The organism is Methylocystis sp. (assembly GCF_051061225.1).
GTDB lineage: Bacteria > Pseudomonadota > Alphaproteobacteria > Rhizobiales > Beijerinckiaceae > Methylocystis.
In genome coordinates this window covers 64,730-78,524 of sequence record NZ_JBPFEB010000045.1, presented here as the reverse complement: position 1 = coordinate 78,524, position 13,795 = coordinate 64,730, and the positions used below count along the sequence as shown (strand labels likewise).

General features: G+C 63.9%; 14 protein-coding genes. 8 read left to right on the top strand and 6 right to left on the bottom strand.

The window, feature by feature from the left end; genetic code table 11:
• Window positions 1–82 precede the first annotated feature (82 nt).
• The 5 genes from ACR652_RS09240 to ACR652_RS09220 all read right to left on the bottom strand — a co-directional run bounded on the left by ACR652_RS09240 (window position 83) and on the right by ACR652_RS09220 (window position 5,609).
• Window positions 83–1,513: an MFS transporter gene (locus ACR652_RS09240; protein WP_434506216.1), complete on the bottom strand. Its 1,431-nt coding sequence runs from the start codon at window positions 1,511–1,513 to the stop codon at window positions 83–85.
• Window positions 1,510–2,400 (bottom strand): polyphosphate kinase 2 family protein, encoded by an 891-nt coding sequence (locus tag ACR652_RS09235; protein WP_434506215.1) that lies wholly within the window; start codon window positions 2,398–2,400, stop codon window positions 1,510–1,512. The genes ACR652_RS09240 and ACR652_RS09235 overlap by 4 nt, the downstream gene beginning before the upstream one ends.
• Before the next feature lie 112 nt (window positions 2,401–2,512).
• On the bottom strand, window positions 2,513–4,120 hold the full coding sequence (locus ACR652_RS09230) for a copper resistance D family protein (RefSeq protein WP_434506214.1): 1,608 nt from the start codon (window positions 4,118–4,120) through the stop codon (window positions 2,513–2,515).
• A 4-nt stretch (window positions 4,121–4,124) separates the two neighbouring features.
• The gene (locus ACR652_RS09225; RefSeq protein WP_434506213.1) at window positions 4,125–4,481 is read right to left on the bottom strand and encodes a copper resistance CopC family protein; all 357 of its coding nucleotides are present in this window, start codon (window positions 4,479–4,481) and stop codon (window positions 4,125–4,127) included.
• Between the two features lie 105 nt (window positions 4,482–4,586).
• The gene (locus ACR652_RS09220; protein WP_434506212.1) at window positions 4,587–5,609 is read right to left on the bottom strand and encodes a DUF1236 domain-containing protein; all 1,023 of its coding nucleotides are present in this window, start codon (window positions 5,607–5,609) and stop codon (window positions 4,587–4,589) included.
• A 278-nt stretch (window positions 5,610–5,887) separates the two neighbouring features.
• Between ACR652_RS09220 and ACR652_RS09215 the strand changes: the two genes are divergently transcribed.
• The 4 genes from ACR652_RS09215 to ACR652_RS09200 all read left to right on the top strand — a co-directional run bounded on the left by ACR652_RS09215 (window position 5,888) and on the right by ACR652_RS09200 (window position 10,134).
• Window positions 5,888–6,580: a glycoside hydrolase domain-containing protein gene (locus tag ACR652_RS09215; protein WP_434506211.1), complete on the top strand. Its 693-nt coding sequence runs from the start codon at window positions 5,888–5,890 to the stop codon at window positions 6,578–6,580.
• Window positions 6,577–7,239: a YcbK family protein gene (locus ACR652_RS09210; RefSeq protein ID WP_434506210.1), complete on the top strand. Its 663-nt coding sequence runs from the start codon at window positions 6,577–6,579 to the stop codon at window positions 7,237–7,239. The genes ACR652_RS09215 and ACR652_RS09210 overlap by 4 nt, the downstream gene beginning before the upstream one ends.
• A gap of 231 nt (window positions 7,240–7,470) precedes the next feature.
• Window positions 7,471–9,348: a patatin-like phospholipase family protein gene (locus tag ACR652_RS09205; protein WP_434506209.1), complete on the top strand. Its 1,878-nt coding sequence runs from the start codon at window positions 7,471–7,473 to the stop codon at window positions 9,346–9,348.
• Window positions 9,349–9,351: 3 nt separating this feature from the next.
• A complete protein-coding gene (locus tag ACR652_RS09200; RefSeq protein WP_434506208.1) occupies window positions 9,352–10,134 on the top strand; it encodes a hypothetical protein in 783 nt (260 codons plus the stop codon).
• A 44-nt stretch (window positions 10,135–10,178) separates the two neighbouring features.
• On the opposite strand, the gene ACR652_RS09195 is transcribed toward ACR652_RS09200, so the two are convergent.
• Window positions 10,179–10,451, bottom strand: a complete 273-nt coding sequence (locus ACR652_RS09195; protein WP_434506207.1) for a DUF2845 domain-containing protein — start codon at window positions 10,449–10,451, stop codon at window positions 10,179–10,181.
• A 216-nt stretch (window positions 10,452–10,667) separates the two neighbouring features.
• On the opposite strand from ACR652_RS09195, the gene ACR652_RS09190 reads away from it, so the two are divergent.
• The 4 genes from ACR652_RS09190 to ACR652_RS09175 all read left to right on the top strand — a co-directional run bounded on the left by ACR652_RS09190 (window position 10,668) and on the right by ACR652_RS09175 (window position 13,788).
• Window positions 10,668–10,922: a hypothetical protein gene (locus ACR652_RS09190; protein WP_434506206.1), complete on the top strand. Its 255-nt coding sequence runs from the start codon at window positions 10,668–10,670 to the stop codon at window positions 10,920–10,922.
• Window positions 10,923–11,111: 189 nt separating this feature from the next.
• Window positions 11,112–11,561, top strand: coding sequence for a hypothetical protein (locus ACR652_RS09185; protein ID WP_434506205.1), 450 nt, complete (start codon window positions 11,112–11,114; stop codon window positions 11,559–11,561).
• Window positions 11,562–12,129: 568 nt separating this feature from the next.
• Window positions 12,130–12,942: a uridine kinase gene (locus ACR652_RS09180; RefSeq protein WP_434506204.1), complete on the top strand. Its 813-nt coding sequence runs from the start codon at window positions 12,130–12,132 to the stop codon at window positions 12,940–12,942.
• A gap of 12 nt (window positions 12,943–12,954) precedes the next feature.
• Window positions 12,955–13,788, top strand: coding sequence for a molybdenum storage protein subunit alpha (locus tag ACR652_RS09175; protein ID WP_434506203.1), 834 nt, complete (start codon window positions 12,955–12,957; stop codon window positions 13,786–13,788).
• The last annotated feature ends 7 nt before the right edge of the window (window positions 13,789–13,795 follow it).

The window sequence follows — 13,795 nt, the reverse complement described above, 5'->3', positions numbered from 1 at the left end:
TTCCTGAAATCAGATCCGCGCGCCAATCCAAGCCGCGAGGCTGACGCCATGCATGTGGTTCATTCCTGAAAAGTTGCTTCCGCTACTCTACGAGCGCCCCTTCTTCATTGACCGCATGGGCCAGGACGGCGGTTGCGATCAGGCCGGCGATGCTGACGAGCGTCATCAGCGCCACCACGCCGTCCAGTCCCCAGGCCGCTTGCAATTGCGGAACCACGAAGGTCCCAAAGGTTGCGCCGACCTTCGCCGCCGCGGCCGCGAAGCCGCTCGCCGACGCGCGGATGGCTGTCGGAAACAGCGCGGGGGCGAGCGTGAAGGTCGTGGCGTTCGGACCCACATTCATCGAAAAATTGAACAGGACGAAGCCCGCGATGATGAAACCCATATGCGCGTTCGCGCCGTCATTCGCCACGGCCGCGAACAGCAGCAGCGCCATGCCGACGGCCATTCCGCAAAATCCCGCGACCTGCATCGGAATGCGTCCGAAGGCCGGAACGGCCCACAGGCTCGCGAGAAAGCCGATCAACAGGAACAGATCGACGACGGCGCTTCCCTGCGCGTCCGCGACATCCGCCGCAACGGGACCGGACCCTGCGCCGCCGAAATGCAGGGCGCCGAGGATCACCGGCGTAAACAGGCCAACGCCATAGGTGGCGACGTCCATCAGCATCCAGGGCAAGGACGCCAGCAGCGTCTGCGCCCGGAATCTTGCGCCAAAGAGCGTCCGCAATCCCGCGCCCTGCTGCGCGGGCGGCGTTGCGACGCCAGGCTGCGCCGCGGGCGCTTCGGGCGCTGGCGCCGCCCGTTCGGGTTCGTGGAACTCGCGGGTCAGCTTTGTCAGCAGAGCCCTCGCCTCCTCGATCCGGCCCTTCGAGACGAGCCAGCGGACGCTCTCGGGGGCGCGCGCGCGTCCGACAAGAAACGCAAGCGCGAGGACGCCGCCCGCGCCCAACAAGAGGCGCCAGTCGTGGACGTCCGGATGAAACGTCAGCACCAACATGCCGGCCAGCGCGGCGACGAACATGCCCACCGACTGCATGGCGATCGTCGCCACCGTCATCCGGCTCCGCGCCGCCCGGGGCATCATCTCCGAGACATAGGAAGAGCTGGTGGGAAAATCGGCGCCGACTCCCACGCCGGTGAGAAACTGCGCGACGACCAGAAGCCAGGGCTGCGGCGCGAAGGCGCCGAGCAGGGCGGCCGCCGCGATCGTCGCCATGTCGAGCATCATGACGCGCTTGCGGCCAAGCCTGTCGGCGAGGACCCCGCCGAGCCAGGCGCTCGCGGCGGCGCCGAGCACGAGGGCGGAGCCCATCAGTCCGACGATCAGAGGGCTCAGGGCGAAGTCATGCTTCAGCAGCGGCAGGCCAAGCCCCAGCGAGACGACCGAGAATCCATCCAGAAAGGCGCCGCCGCTGGCCACCAGCCACAGCTCGTAATGGCGCCATGTCATCGGCGCCTGGTCGATCGCCGCGAAAAAGGCCGTAGACGGATTGGCCGGTCGGGCGCTCAAGTTCCCTCCGCCGCTGGCGTCGCGTTCTCGGCCTTGCCTTTCTTCGTTCTGTGCTCCGCCTCGCTCGCCTGATGATAGAGGCGCCGAATTTCCTCTATATCGACCGTCGGCTTGGGGACCTGTATCTGCATGTCCTCCAGCGCGTCGGCGACGATCGCGGACACCGCCAGATTGCGGAACCATTTGTGGTTCGAGGGGATGATGAACCAGGGCGCCTGCTTCGTCGAGCAGCGCGAGAGAGCGGCCTCGAACGCCTCGATGTAATCGTCCCATCTGTTGCGCTCCGTATAATCCGAAGCGCTGATTTTCCACTGATGCGACGGATCGTCGAGACGCTCCTTGAAGCGGGCCAGCTGCTCGTCCTTGGAGATGTAGAGGAAGAACTTCAGGATCGTGGTGTTGTTCTCCACGGCGAGAAGCTTCTCCCACTCATTGATGAAGTCGTAGCGCGGCTTCCAGATTTCCTTCGGGGCGAGCTTGTGCACGCGCACCACGAGAACATCCTCGTAATGGGAGCGGTTGAAGATCGCCACATTTCCGCGGGCCGGCGCATGGGGATGGATGCGCCAGAGAAAATCGTGGTCACGCTCCTCCGCCGTCGGCTGTTTGAAGCCCCGGACCTGAACGCCCTGCGGGTCCATGGCGCTCATGACGTGCCAGCACGTGCCGTCCTTGCCGGCGCCGTCGATGCCCTGAAGAACGATCAGAAGCGAATGGTTGCGCTCCGCGTAAAGGGCGCGCTGGGAGTTCGTGATGCGCTGCAAATGGTGCTGGAGCTCGGCGGCCGCCTCCGCGTCGTTTGCGTGCGGCCCATGGAAAGCGGCGTCGATTGCGGAGAGATCAACCCTGGAGCCGGCCTCGACCCGAAAGCGTTTTGTGAAGTTCATGGCGCGCGCCCAAACTCTTGCGCCCGAGGCGCGTCGAAAACGTCCGATTGTTTCGCTCAGAAACTTGGCCGTCAAGCAGCCGCCTGGCCAAAATGGACAGGTCAGCGGCGCTTCACGCGGTTTCCCTGTACAGCAAGAGGAACGCGCCCGCGGCTGTGAAGGCCAGCGGCCAGACCATGGCGGCGACGCGGCTGATGGCCGAGGCGGGCAGGCGGATTTCGAGCCAGCGCGCGGTCGCCGCGATCACTCCGAGCAGCGCGACAGGCGTGTGGCTGATCTCGATCAGCACCTCGTTCTTGTCGCCGGTGTGGCCATAGTGGGTCAGCAGGAACGCCGCCGCCGCCGCGATCGTCAGCGGGAACATATAGGATGGCCACGCCGCCTTCGTCTTGTTCAGCCGCGCGCGCCACTCGAACAACGCGAAGCCCGCCACCATCGCGATCATCAGCTTGTGCTGCGCGATGCGCGGAACCGCCAGACTCTCGAAGAAGCCGATCTTGCCAAGGGGCCACGCGTCTTCGTCAGCGACGACGAAGAGATAGGCCGCGAGGCCGAGAAACAGCAGGGGCCAGTGCCGGGTGAGCGGCTTCACGCGCCGGGTTTGCGCGGCAAGCGCGGCCAGGCCCATGGCGACGACCACGAGCGCAGCATAGTGATGCAGCGCTTCGGACCAGGCGATATCGAAGGGCGTGCGCTCGACCGCGGTCGCCCCCGCAGCGCTTTCAGGCGCCTGCGCGGCGGAGAGCTGGGCGAAGGCCGGCGCCTCCAGGCGCGGCCACGCAAGTTCGAAGCGCTTCGAAATCTCGGTCGTCTCCGGTCTCGCGGCCCGGCTTTCGGCCGAGAGGGGCGAAGAGGCCAGAGCGACGGCGCAAAGAACGGTAATGATCCCGATGCCGACTTCCGCTTCCGCGAGAACCGGCACATGCTGCGGCATGGCCGACCCCTTGCGCCGCAGCTTGCGGATCGCGAGGAAATTCGCGGCCCCCAGGCAGATCAGGAACAGCAGCAGCACAAGCTTCGTGCTGAGCAGCAGGCCGTAGTTCGTCTGGTAGAGGCCGTCGAGCGTCCCCACATAGGGCAGAGCCATGAAGACGCCCGTCGCGACGATGACCGCCACCGACACGAGCGAGGTGAATGAAAAGCGCAAGGCCAGGAGCGCGCGCGCGTCGCTTTCCCTGAGCATGCGCAGCGAGGCGATGAAATAGGGCAGTCCGCCAATCCAGGCCGCCAGCGCATAGAGATGAAGCGTCTCGGCCCCGAGCAGCATGGGAGAGGCCGCGACCCTGCTCGCGGCGTGGGTCACGCCCGCATGCGCGCCAACGATGATCCATGACAGCGTGACTTGCAGCAACGGAGCGGAAAATGCGGGCGCGCGGGCAAGACAGGCCAGCGCGAAGCCCGCGCAGGCGGAAATGACGTCGAACGTCACCGCGTCGGCGCTGGCGGCGGTCTCGACATCAACCCCCGCCGAGCCGACGAGATAAGCGATCAGCGCCAGCGCCGAGAGCAGTTTCGCGACGCATAAAACGGAGGCCGACCAGAACAGGAGCCGCATGCAAAGGCGCTCGAAGGACGAGCCTTGGCCACGCTCCGCGGGTCTGAACGGCCGGATCGTGAAGACGAAATAGGCGACGCCTCCGACAGCCGCGGCCTGCGCCGCCATCGAGAGCCCGCGCAGGAACCATTCGATCAGACCATAAATCGCAAGAAATGACTGCATGATCCTATCGTCCCACCTGAAACTTGATCTCGCCCTGATTGGCGTGGCCGTCGACGCTCAAAACTTGCCAGCGCAGAATGTATTGTCCCTCGTCGAGGCCCTGGCTCGTCGCGCTGAGCACGCTCGGCGCCATCCCTCGTCGCAGGATCAGCGTCGCGGGGCTGTTGTCCGATCTGACCAGTTTCAGGCGGGAGAACCTCGGATCGAGGCGGCTGTCGAAGCGAAGCTCGATGGAGACGCTGTCCCCGCCGACGCGCGCGTCGGGGCCGGGAACGGCCTCAAGGAGAGACGCATGCGCAACAGCCTCCGAAGCGCAGCAGATCAGAAGGAGGGTCAAGGACGGGATCGACATCGCATGCATCGATCAGGCTCCGCGCAGGCTGCATGAGACTTCGAGCTAGCGCTCCCAAGCTGCGTGGCAAGCGTTACATTCGCTCCGTGACAGGCCCCCGGAGCCACGAGATTCTCACCTGCTCAACACCGCCGCGATCTGGCGAGCCGCCGGGTCGACGAGAACGATTCGCCCGTCCACGGTGATGAATTTGTATCGGGAGAGAGTGGGCTGCTGGCGCACCAGCCGGCGGGGGAACGTGGCGAGATGAAGCCCCGCCGGGATGGTTTCTCCGATCGCGATGGAGAAATTCGGGTTTCTGACCCTGGCGGATCGCCAGTCGCCGACGACCGAGACGATCTGGCTTTCCTCCTGCGGAGAAAATCCTGTTGCCTGGGCGGCGCGTTCCGGCGGCGCCGCGCTTGCCGTTTCACCCGGGGCCTTGTCCGTCTGCGGCGGCGCGGCGCTTTCCTGCTCCTTCGGCTTTGGTTCGGTTGTCGTGGGCTTCACCTCGAACAGAAATTCCTTTGTGGCGTAGCGGGGCGGCTCGACCGTCTGTTCCACGCCGGCGATCTGGGCGGACGGGGCCGCTGGCGCATGTCGCTTCAGGTCAGGCGCCACGAAGCCGAGAAGATATGCGGCGAGCGCCAGGGCGCCGAGCTGGGCCGCGATCACTCCGATTTGCAGAACGGCGCTATTGCTGTCCTTGTCGACGCGATGCGACCAGGGCGGCTCCTCGAGCAGGGCCTGGCGAGCCTCCGCAGCGCGCCGGGCGGCCTTGGCGGTCTCCGCAGCCGCCGCTGCGTAGGCGATGAGCGCATCCCTCGAGGCCAACGCGCCGACGTCTTCGACGGCGCCATCGAAGGTGAGGTTGTCTTTCACTGAACGCAGCGAGACCCGCCGGCGCATGAGGGCCGTGATCGCATCCGAGATTTCCGCATAGGTTTCACCGAGGCAGCCAACCTCGCTCACGACAAGCGTATCGCCGGCCTTGAGCTTGTCGTGGGGGGTTTTTCGCCGTCGCCAGCCCCGGGACGGCGCGGCGTCGGAGCCCAGCGCCTGGTCAACTGTCACGCCAAGCGCTTCAGCCCGGCGCCACTGCAATGCGAGCGGTTCCTGCGATTGAGACGCAGGCGTTTCAAAGAGGTAGGTGGCCACTTCCCGATTCCTGCAGGTTGGATCGAAACAAATAGGCGCGCGCGGCGCGCTTGGCACGCCGTGCGCGATCAATTTCGGTCGAGGCGCGCAGGACAGGCGCTTGGGGCGGCCCTCGCATGGAGCGGCGTCGGCCCAATTCCCGTGCTTCCCGCGCCTCCTGCGGAGACGCCTTGCCAAAGCTTGGCTATAGGCGGATGATGGCTTGCGCCGCACCCCCGGCCGAGGCGCCCCGCGCTTTTCGCGCCCGCCGCCAAAATGTTTTACGGGAGAGCGTTTCGATGTGTGCTCAAAGAATTGTTGAACAGGCCGCCATGGGCCTCCAGGGCTTCGACGCCAACACCACACTCACCGCCAGCAGCGCGGCCAAGCTCAAAGCCGCGGGCTTCTCCTTCGCCATTCGCTATCTCTCCCGCCGCGACCCTGCGTCTAGCGATCTCACGGCGGATGAAGCGGACATCATCCTCGCTTCGGGTCTTGCGCTGATGGCTGTCCAGCATGTGGAGCGGGCGGGGTGGGAGCCCTCGGAGGCGCTTGGCAGCGAATATGGCGCCAACGCCGCCGCCAACGCCGCCGCCGCCGGCCTTCTCAAGGGCGTCACGATCTGGCTCGATCTCGAGGGCGTCAATCACACAACGTCCGCCGAGACGGTGATCGATTATTGCAACGCGTGGTTCGCGAAGGTCCAGCAGGCGGGCTATGTCACGGGGATTTATGTCGGCGCCAACAGCAATCTGAGCGGCGACCAGCTCTACTGGCGCCTCAAGACGCGTTCCTACTGGAAATCCGGCAGCAACGTTCCGGACATTCCCGAGCGCGGTATTGCATGGTCCAGCGCATCGTGCCTGGAGACAGCGTCGGCGGCGTCCCCATCGACCGAAACGTCACCAAGCGCGACGCGTTCGGCAATGGGCCCTTCTGGGTCGTCGAGAAAGCGGGCGGGCCGCAGATCGCCCTCGCCGGCGCTGAGATGATGATGGCGGCGGCTTCAGACCAGGCGCGGCAGATCGCCCTTGTCGGCATCGCGCGGAATTTGGCCCGGGCAGTGGGGAACGACGCGCAAAACGACGTGGAGGAGTTCAGCTCGGAAAGGATCGGGCCGGCCTTCGACGCGACTGTTTTCGGGGCCGATACGGCGCGCAACCTTACCGCGCTGCAAGGACTCTTCGGCAATGCGGAGGTCGCCGGCTTCGATTACGCCGGCTTCGACAGTTTCATTCGCGCCCTTGGCCTTCGCTATTTCGAGCCGATTGAGTTTCTTTACCTCGGAGCCGGCAATCAGTCGGGCCGCTGCGCGAATACGAACGAGCTGCCGCCCAGAGAGAAATGGCCAAATCTCGCCAATACGGCCCTCATGCTCGACGAGATCCGGCGCCGCCTCGCGGCTCCGATCCGCATCCTCTCCGCCTATCGCAGCGACGCCTATAATCGCTGTGTCAGCGGCGCGAGCGAGAGCCGGCACAAGAGCTTCAACGCCATCGACTGGACCTGCGCCTCGGGGTCGGCGTCGGAGTGGCGCGACGTGGCGCGGCAGGTTCGCGCCTCGGATGGCCGGTTCACCGGGGGGATCGGCTATTACCCCGACAAGAACTTCATCCACATCGACACCCGGGGTTACGTCGCCGATTGGTAAGGCGCGAACCGCTTGGCCGTCCCAAGCGGGCGGCCAAGGATAGGGAGTCGCCAGAGCGAAGGGCCAGGCCGCTTGGCTCGCGGCAAGTCCTTTTGCCGGCGCCGCCCTCACCCTTTCGCTTGTGTGAGCGGGCTTGCCACATCGCCAGCTCTATAGCATCCTTGACCGGCGGGCTGCGTCCCGCCGGCATTTTTTTGCACGTCTGGCATTTTAAGGTTGCGGGTTTCGAAAATGGAAAATTCAACTCCAACGAAAATTGCGTCGCCTCGCGAAGATGAAGCGCTGGCGAAAATCCGCGCTGACGAGGCCCGCATCATCAACACCCGGCGAGCGACGGCGAAGGCGCGCGGCCTGTGCGACCGTGGCGCGATCAACGAGGCCGGAGAGCCGACGGGAGGCTCGGCGCCGCTGACCGGACTCGCCCTGTCCGGCGGCGGCGTGCGCTCGGCTTCGGTCAGTCTCGGGGCCGTTCAGGCGCTTCACGACGCGGTCGGCATAGAAGGCGTCGATTATCTTTCAACGGTTTCGGGCGGCGGCTATCTGGGCTGCTGCCTGACGGCCGGCCTGCAATGTCGCGGAGGGAAATTTCCCTTCTCCTCGACGATGGATTATCGCGACACCGACGCGGTCCGGCATATTCGTGACTTTTCGAAATATCTGGTTCCCAACGGCTGGCCGGATTACCTCACGGGCGGCGCGATCTTCATGCGCGGCCTGCTCGCCAACGCCATTCTCCTCGCGCCGCTCCTGCTGCTCGCGGCCTGGCTCACACTCTCGATTTACCCAAACTGGCATTCGCTCTCGCACCAGAAAATCCTGTGGTGGGACCTGGCGGACGTCGCTCCGGCCTGGGCCATCGGCGGCGCAGCGCCCCTGTGGCGGACGAGCTGCTTCGCGGTGACGCAGAACCTCCTGCTCATCGGGCTTGTCATCCTCGTGCTGTGGATGTTCGGAAAATCCATCGCCACGTCGTCGAGCTGGCGATCTCTCAAGGAGTGGAAACTGTGGGAGGAACTCAGAGAAACGAAGGGCTGGTCGGGCCTGCGGGCGGTGGTGCTCAAACTGACTTTCGGCCAATGGGACATCGGCACGGTTGACGACTACCGCAACACGGCCGACAAAAGCGCGGAACTGACAGGCTTCTTCCCCTCCCTGGCGCGGATGTTGTTCATCGTCACGGCGATTTCGGCCTTTTTTGAGCTTCAGCCGTTCATCCTGCAACAATTCGCGGAAGCCAAGACCACTCCGCCTGCTTCCGTCGAGGGATGGCGTGACGCCCTCCAGCTCATCACCCATTGGCTCGCTTCGGTGACGCCGACCCTCGCGCCTCTCGGCGCCGCCTTCGCGTTCCTCTCGAAGTTCCTGTTCAAGATCGAGGTCCTGGCCAGTCATTCCGGAAAGCTTTGGGTGCGGGCGCTGTCCCTCTTCACCAAGACGATCTGGTTCTTCATCGGCCTCATCATCCCGTCCTTCATCTGGTATCTTTACCTCTCCCTCGTGGAGGGGGGGCTGCAGCACGATGGCGAGGGATCGCAAATTTCGCAGCTCCTTGGCGGAAAGGCCAAGGATGTCGCGGCCGGACTTCGTGAACGGGTTACGCATCTCGATCTCGGCCTGTTTTTCCCGACCGACGAAACAGTGGTCTATTTCGGACTGCTGCTGATCTTCTTCGTCGGGGCATTGTTCATCAATCCCAACGGAACCTCCTTCTTCAGGCTCTACCGCGACCGGCTCAACAAGGCTTTCGTCTTCGATCCGGAAGGCGCGCGCGACAGCCGCAACGACTTGCGCGCGGCTCCCATCAAGCTGCACGACATCCAGACCGCGGAATGTCCCTATCCGATCATCAACGCGACCCTCAATCTCGAAGGTTCGCAGTTCGCCAACAAGCGCGGGCGCAACGCCGATTTCTTCATGTTCTCGCCGCTCTATGTCGGCAGTCTCGCCACGAATTATGTTTCAGCCAGGGATATGTGGACGGAGGAACGCGACCTCGATCTGGGGACCGCCATGGCGATTTCCGGCGCCGCCGTTTCGCCGAACATGGGCTCGTCGACCGTGCGTCCGCTCGTCGCAACCCTTGCGCTGCTGAATGTCCGTCTCGGGTAATGGATGAAAAACCCCCGCTGGGTCGGCAGCAGGAGCGGATCGGAACTGATCCTCGGCGATATCTGGAGCGGCGCCCTGCGCAGCGTCCTGCTCTTCTGGCGCGAGGTCTTCAGCCGCATCAACGAGACGAGTTCCGACATCTATCTCACCGACGGGGGCAATCTCGAAAACCTCGGGCTTTACGAATTGTTGCGGCGGCGCTGCAAGGTCATCATCGCGATCGACGCGGAAGCCGACCCAAATCTGGAGTTCCCCTCGCTGGTGACATTGCAGCGATATGCCCGCACCGACCTCGGGGTCGTGATTGATCTTCCCTGGGAGAAAATCAAACTCTCCTCCCTCGCCGTCAACAACGCCTTCTCGGCGGCGGCGCAGGATCCGAGCAAGATCGTCGAAAAGAGGCAAGGGCCTCACTGCGCGGTTGGGAAGATCGTCTATTCGCGTGATCCGGCGGAGGACGGGCTGCTCTTCTACTTCAAATCGTCCCTGACAGGCGACGAGAATGACGTCATCTATGATTACAAGCGGCGTTACCCCGATTTTCCGCATGAGACCACGATCGACCAGTTCTTCGGCGAGGAGCAGCTGGAAGCCTATCGCGCGTTGGGATTCCACATGGTGCACGAAATTCTGAATCCGGGCCGCGGGGACGCGCCGCCGCCGAATTTCGCGATTGCCGCGCCTCCCGGCAAGGACGACGAGGCGCGAGTCGAGGCGCTTCGAACGCTGCGCAACGCCATGAGAGGGCTCTCTCCTGCCCAGCCGGCAGGCTTGCTCGCCGACTAGCGGCGGCCCGCGAGCGCCTATGCGGCTCGCGCGCGCGAGGCTGTTCAGCCGCCGCGACCCAATTCCTCTATCCGGACGAGCCGATCATTTCGAAATGTGAGGCGTCTCATGAACTTTGTGGATCCCAGATCATAAATCCACTCTTCGTCCTGAAAGGCGTTGACCGGGGCGGTGACCCACGCGGGCGGGCCGCAGATGCGCAACACTTCATATGCGCTGAGACCCTCGGTTACGATGCGCGTGCCGCAATTCAGAGCGAACGCCGCGTGAATGGCTCCGAACCAGGCGACGAGCGCGACGACCAGCTTGCGCGACATTTTGTTCCACCCTGCCGACCTGCGGAAGCAGGTTCAACGGGCGCCCGGGCGCGTTGTTCCTGTCGTCTGTGAAAGGGGCCGACCGAGAGGCTGCGTAAAGCGCCCTATTGTAAAGCTCAAGATAATTGGATGGCGAGCGGATTGACAAGCGTGACTGGAGCAATAAAACCGCACACGCTATAACCAGATTGTTTCAGATTTCCGGAGGCAGGAAACATGATCGCTCGGACATTCATGCTTGTGGCAATGCTGGCCGCGTCACCGGCCCTTGCTCAAACCGAATCCATCATAACGGGCGGCGGGCAATATATCGGCGACGACCAATCCGGAAAGAAGGATAAATTCTTCGATGGCCGCAGAGGGCCCCGTGGACAAGCGGAGAACGAGAAAGCCATTCGCGATAACTTCTTTTACGGCGGCAATGGCGAACCGGTGGGCCAGGTGTTCACCGATCAGAACGACAAGGATTAAGCTGGAGAGTTCGCGGCGAGCTTGAGCGCCGCCGCCCTCGCCCGGAAGCAGCCCAGGCGCAACCGTCGGGGTTGCACAAAGGCTTGATGCCGCCATTGTTTCTTCCTGAGAATTTCGATTTGGCGGCGCATTTTGGCGCCACATCCTCGGCTTGATTTGCAGTGATCAGGATCAAAGCCGAGTGAAGACATGGGAAAGCGCAGCGCCGACGCCTCCGACGACGAAAATCATTCATTGGCCGAGGCGGCGAAGCCGGATGATGGCGCCGTCGAATTGATTCATGAAGTTGCAAAGGCGGTCAGAAATCGCGAGGGGCACGCGACCCATCTCGTCTCTGAACTCGAACGCATTCTCAAGGCGCTTTGTGAAAGATTGGCGAGCGCCGAGGCGCGCGCCAGGGATGCAGATGCGGCGCATCGCCAGGCGATGGCTGAGGTAGACGCGCTCGACGCAGAACTGCGTAAAGCGCAGGCTCGGCTGTCTCAGCTCAAGGACCTTGTCGCAGGCAAGGAAAAGGATCTGGGAGCGATGAACGGGCGCGCCGCGGGCGCGGAACGTCGCTTCGTTGAAACGGGAGCGGTGCTCTCGATCCTGATCGACGAAATCAGAGACAAGCTGAAACGGCCGAAAGCGTCCTGAGCCGCTTCGCGCGCGCTGCAATCGGGCGGCATTGTCGCCATCGAAAAAGAAGCGCACGCAAATGCCCGCGTCGAAGGCGGCGCCAGGATAGGCTCATGATCAGCATAACCTTTTTCAAGTTATTCGCCTGGCTTCTTTCGAGCTTCTCATGACTGTCTTTCCGGGGCTGCCGAAGAGATTCGATCTGTTCTACCCCACCACGGAGCGCCGTCGGTTTCCGCAAAGCCGATGACGAGTGAGCGTCGGAGGTAAGCTGACGGAAGCGTCCCGTCGGCGCATGGGCGGCGCTTTGCAATGGTCGCACGGACGATCATGGCAGCGGCGCCGCTTCTGTGTTCAGCTCTGAAACGAGGCGCCCGTTCGCCTGCGAGACTGGCGAAAATTTCACCAGCCGGCGGGGGGGGCGCCAAAAAATACCGCAGTTTCGCATATTGCCCAAAGGCGGATACGTCTTTTACCTGAACGCAGCGCGCGATTTCCGGTCTTTGTCCGGAACGGCCTCCGAAAGCGGCGGCTCGCCGCGCGCCTTCTCTTCGCGCTGTGAAGAGCCAAGCATGAAAGGCGTCTCATGTCGACGACGACGGCGGAGCTGGAAACGCTCCTGATGCAGCGGTCCTTGACCGACCCGGTTCTTCTGGCGGCGGCGGAGGACGCGGCGGACTTTCGCATTCTGCCAGACGCGACCGTGATCAAGATCGGCGGGCAGAGCATCATCGACCGCGGGCGCGCCGCCGTCTATCCGCTTGTGGAGGAAATTGTCGCGGCGCGCAGCGCGCACAAACTCCTCATCGGCACCGGCGCGGGCACGCGGGCGCGGCACCTCTATTCCATTGCGGCCGGCCTTGGCCTGCCGGCGGGCGTTCTCTCTCAGCTTGGCGCCTCTGTCGCGGATCAGAACGCCGCGATGCTGGGGCAGCTTCTCGCCAAGCATGGCGTCTCGGCTGTCAACGGCGCGGGCCTTTCGGCCGTGCCGCTCTACCTTGCGGAAGTGAACGCCGTCGTGTTCAGCGGCATGCCGCCATATAACCTCTGGATGCGTCCGGCGGCCGACGGCGTGATCCCGCCCTATCGCACCGACGCCGGCTGCTTTCTCCTTGCCGAGCAATTCGGCTGCAAGGCGATGATTTACGTGAAAGATGAAAACGGCCTCTACACCGCCAATCCGAAGACGTCCAGGGACGCCAAATTCATTCCGATGATTTCCGTGGACGAGATGAAGGCGCAGGGGCTGCACGATTCGATCCTCGAATTTCCTGTGCTGGACTTGCTCAAGGCGGCGCGGCATGTCCGGCAGGTGCAGGTGGTCAACGGCCTTGTCCCCGGCGCTCTGACCCGTGCGCTCGCAGGCGAACATGTCGGCACCATCATCACGGCAAGCTGAGGGAAGACGGCCATGACAGAGACAGCCAACAGCATCAAGCACGTCGCCTCGCCGCTCGCTCGTCAAACGCTCCTCGACGTCGATCTCACCCGTCCGGTCGCCGGACGACGGCCCATTCGCCTTCTTCCGTGGCTGCAGGTCGTCAAGATTGGCGGCCGCTCCATCATGGATCGCGGCGCCGATGCGATCCTGCCAATTGTGGAGGAACTCAGGAGTCTCCTGCCCGAGCATCGCATGCTCATTCTGACAGGCGCGGGGATTCGCGCGCGCCATCTCTATGGCGTGGGCCTCGATCTCGGTTTGCCGGTGGGTTCGCTGGCGCCGCTCGCCGCGAGCGAGGCAGGCCAGAATGGACACATACTCGCGTCGCTGCTGGCGCCGGAAGGCGTCTCCTATGTTGAGCATCCGACCATCGCCAATCAGCTCGCCATCCACCTGTCGGCGGCCCGCGCCGTCGTCGGCAGCGCCTTTCCGCCCTATCATCATCACGAATTTCCGACCGCGCGTATCCCCCCGCACCGCGCGGACACCGGGGCGTTTCTGCTTGCCGACGCGCTGGGCGCAGCCGGCCTCACCATTGTGGAGGATGTTGACGGCGTGTTCACGGCCGACCCCAACGGGCCGGCCGCAGGGCAGGCGCAATTCATTCCCGAGACCAGCGCCGCGGAGCTTGCAAAGATGGAGGGCCCACTCCCCTTCGACCGTGCGCTTGTGGAGGTGATGGCCGCAGCTCGGCATCTCGAACATGTTCAGATCGTGAACGGACTGGCGCCGGGACGGCTCACGGCCGCCCTGCGCGGCGAGCATGTCGGAACGATCATCCACACCGCGGCTTCGGCCAACTGAGCCCTGA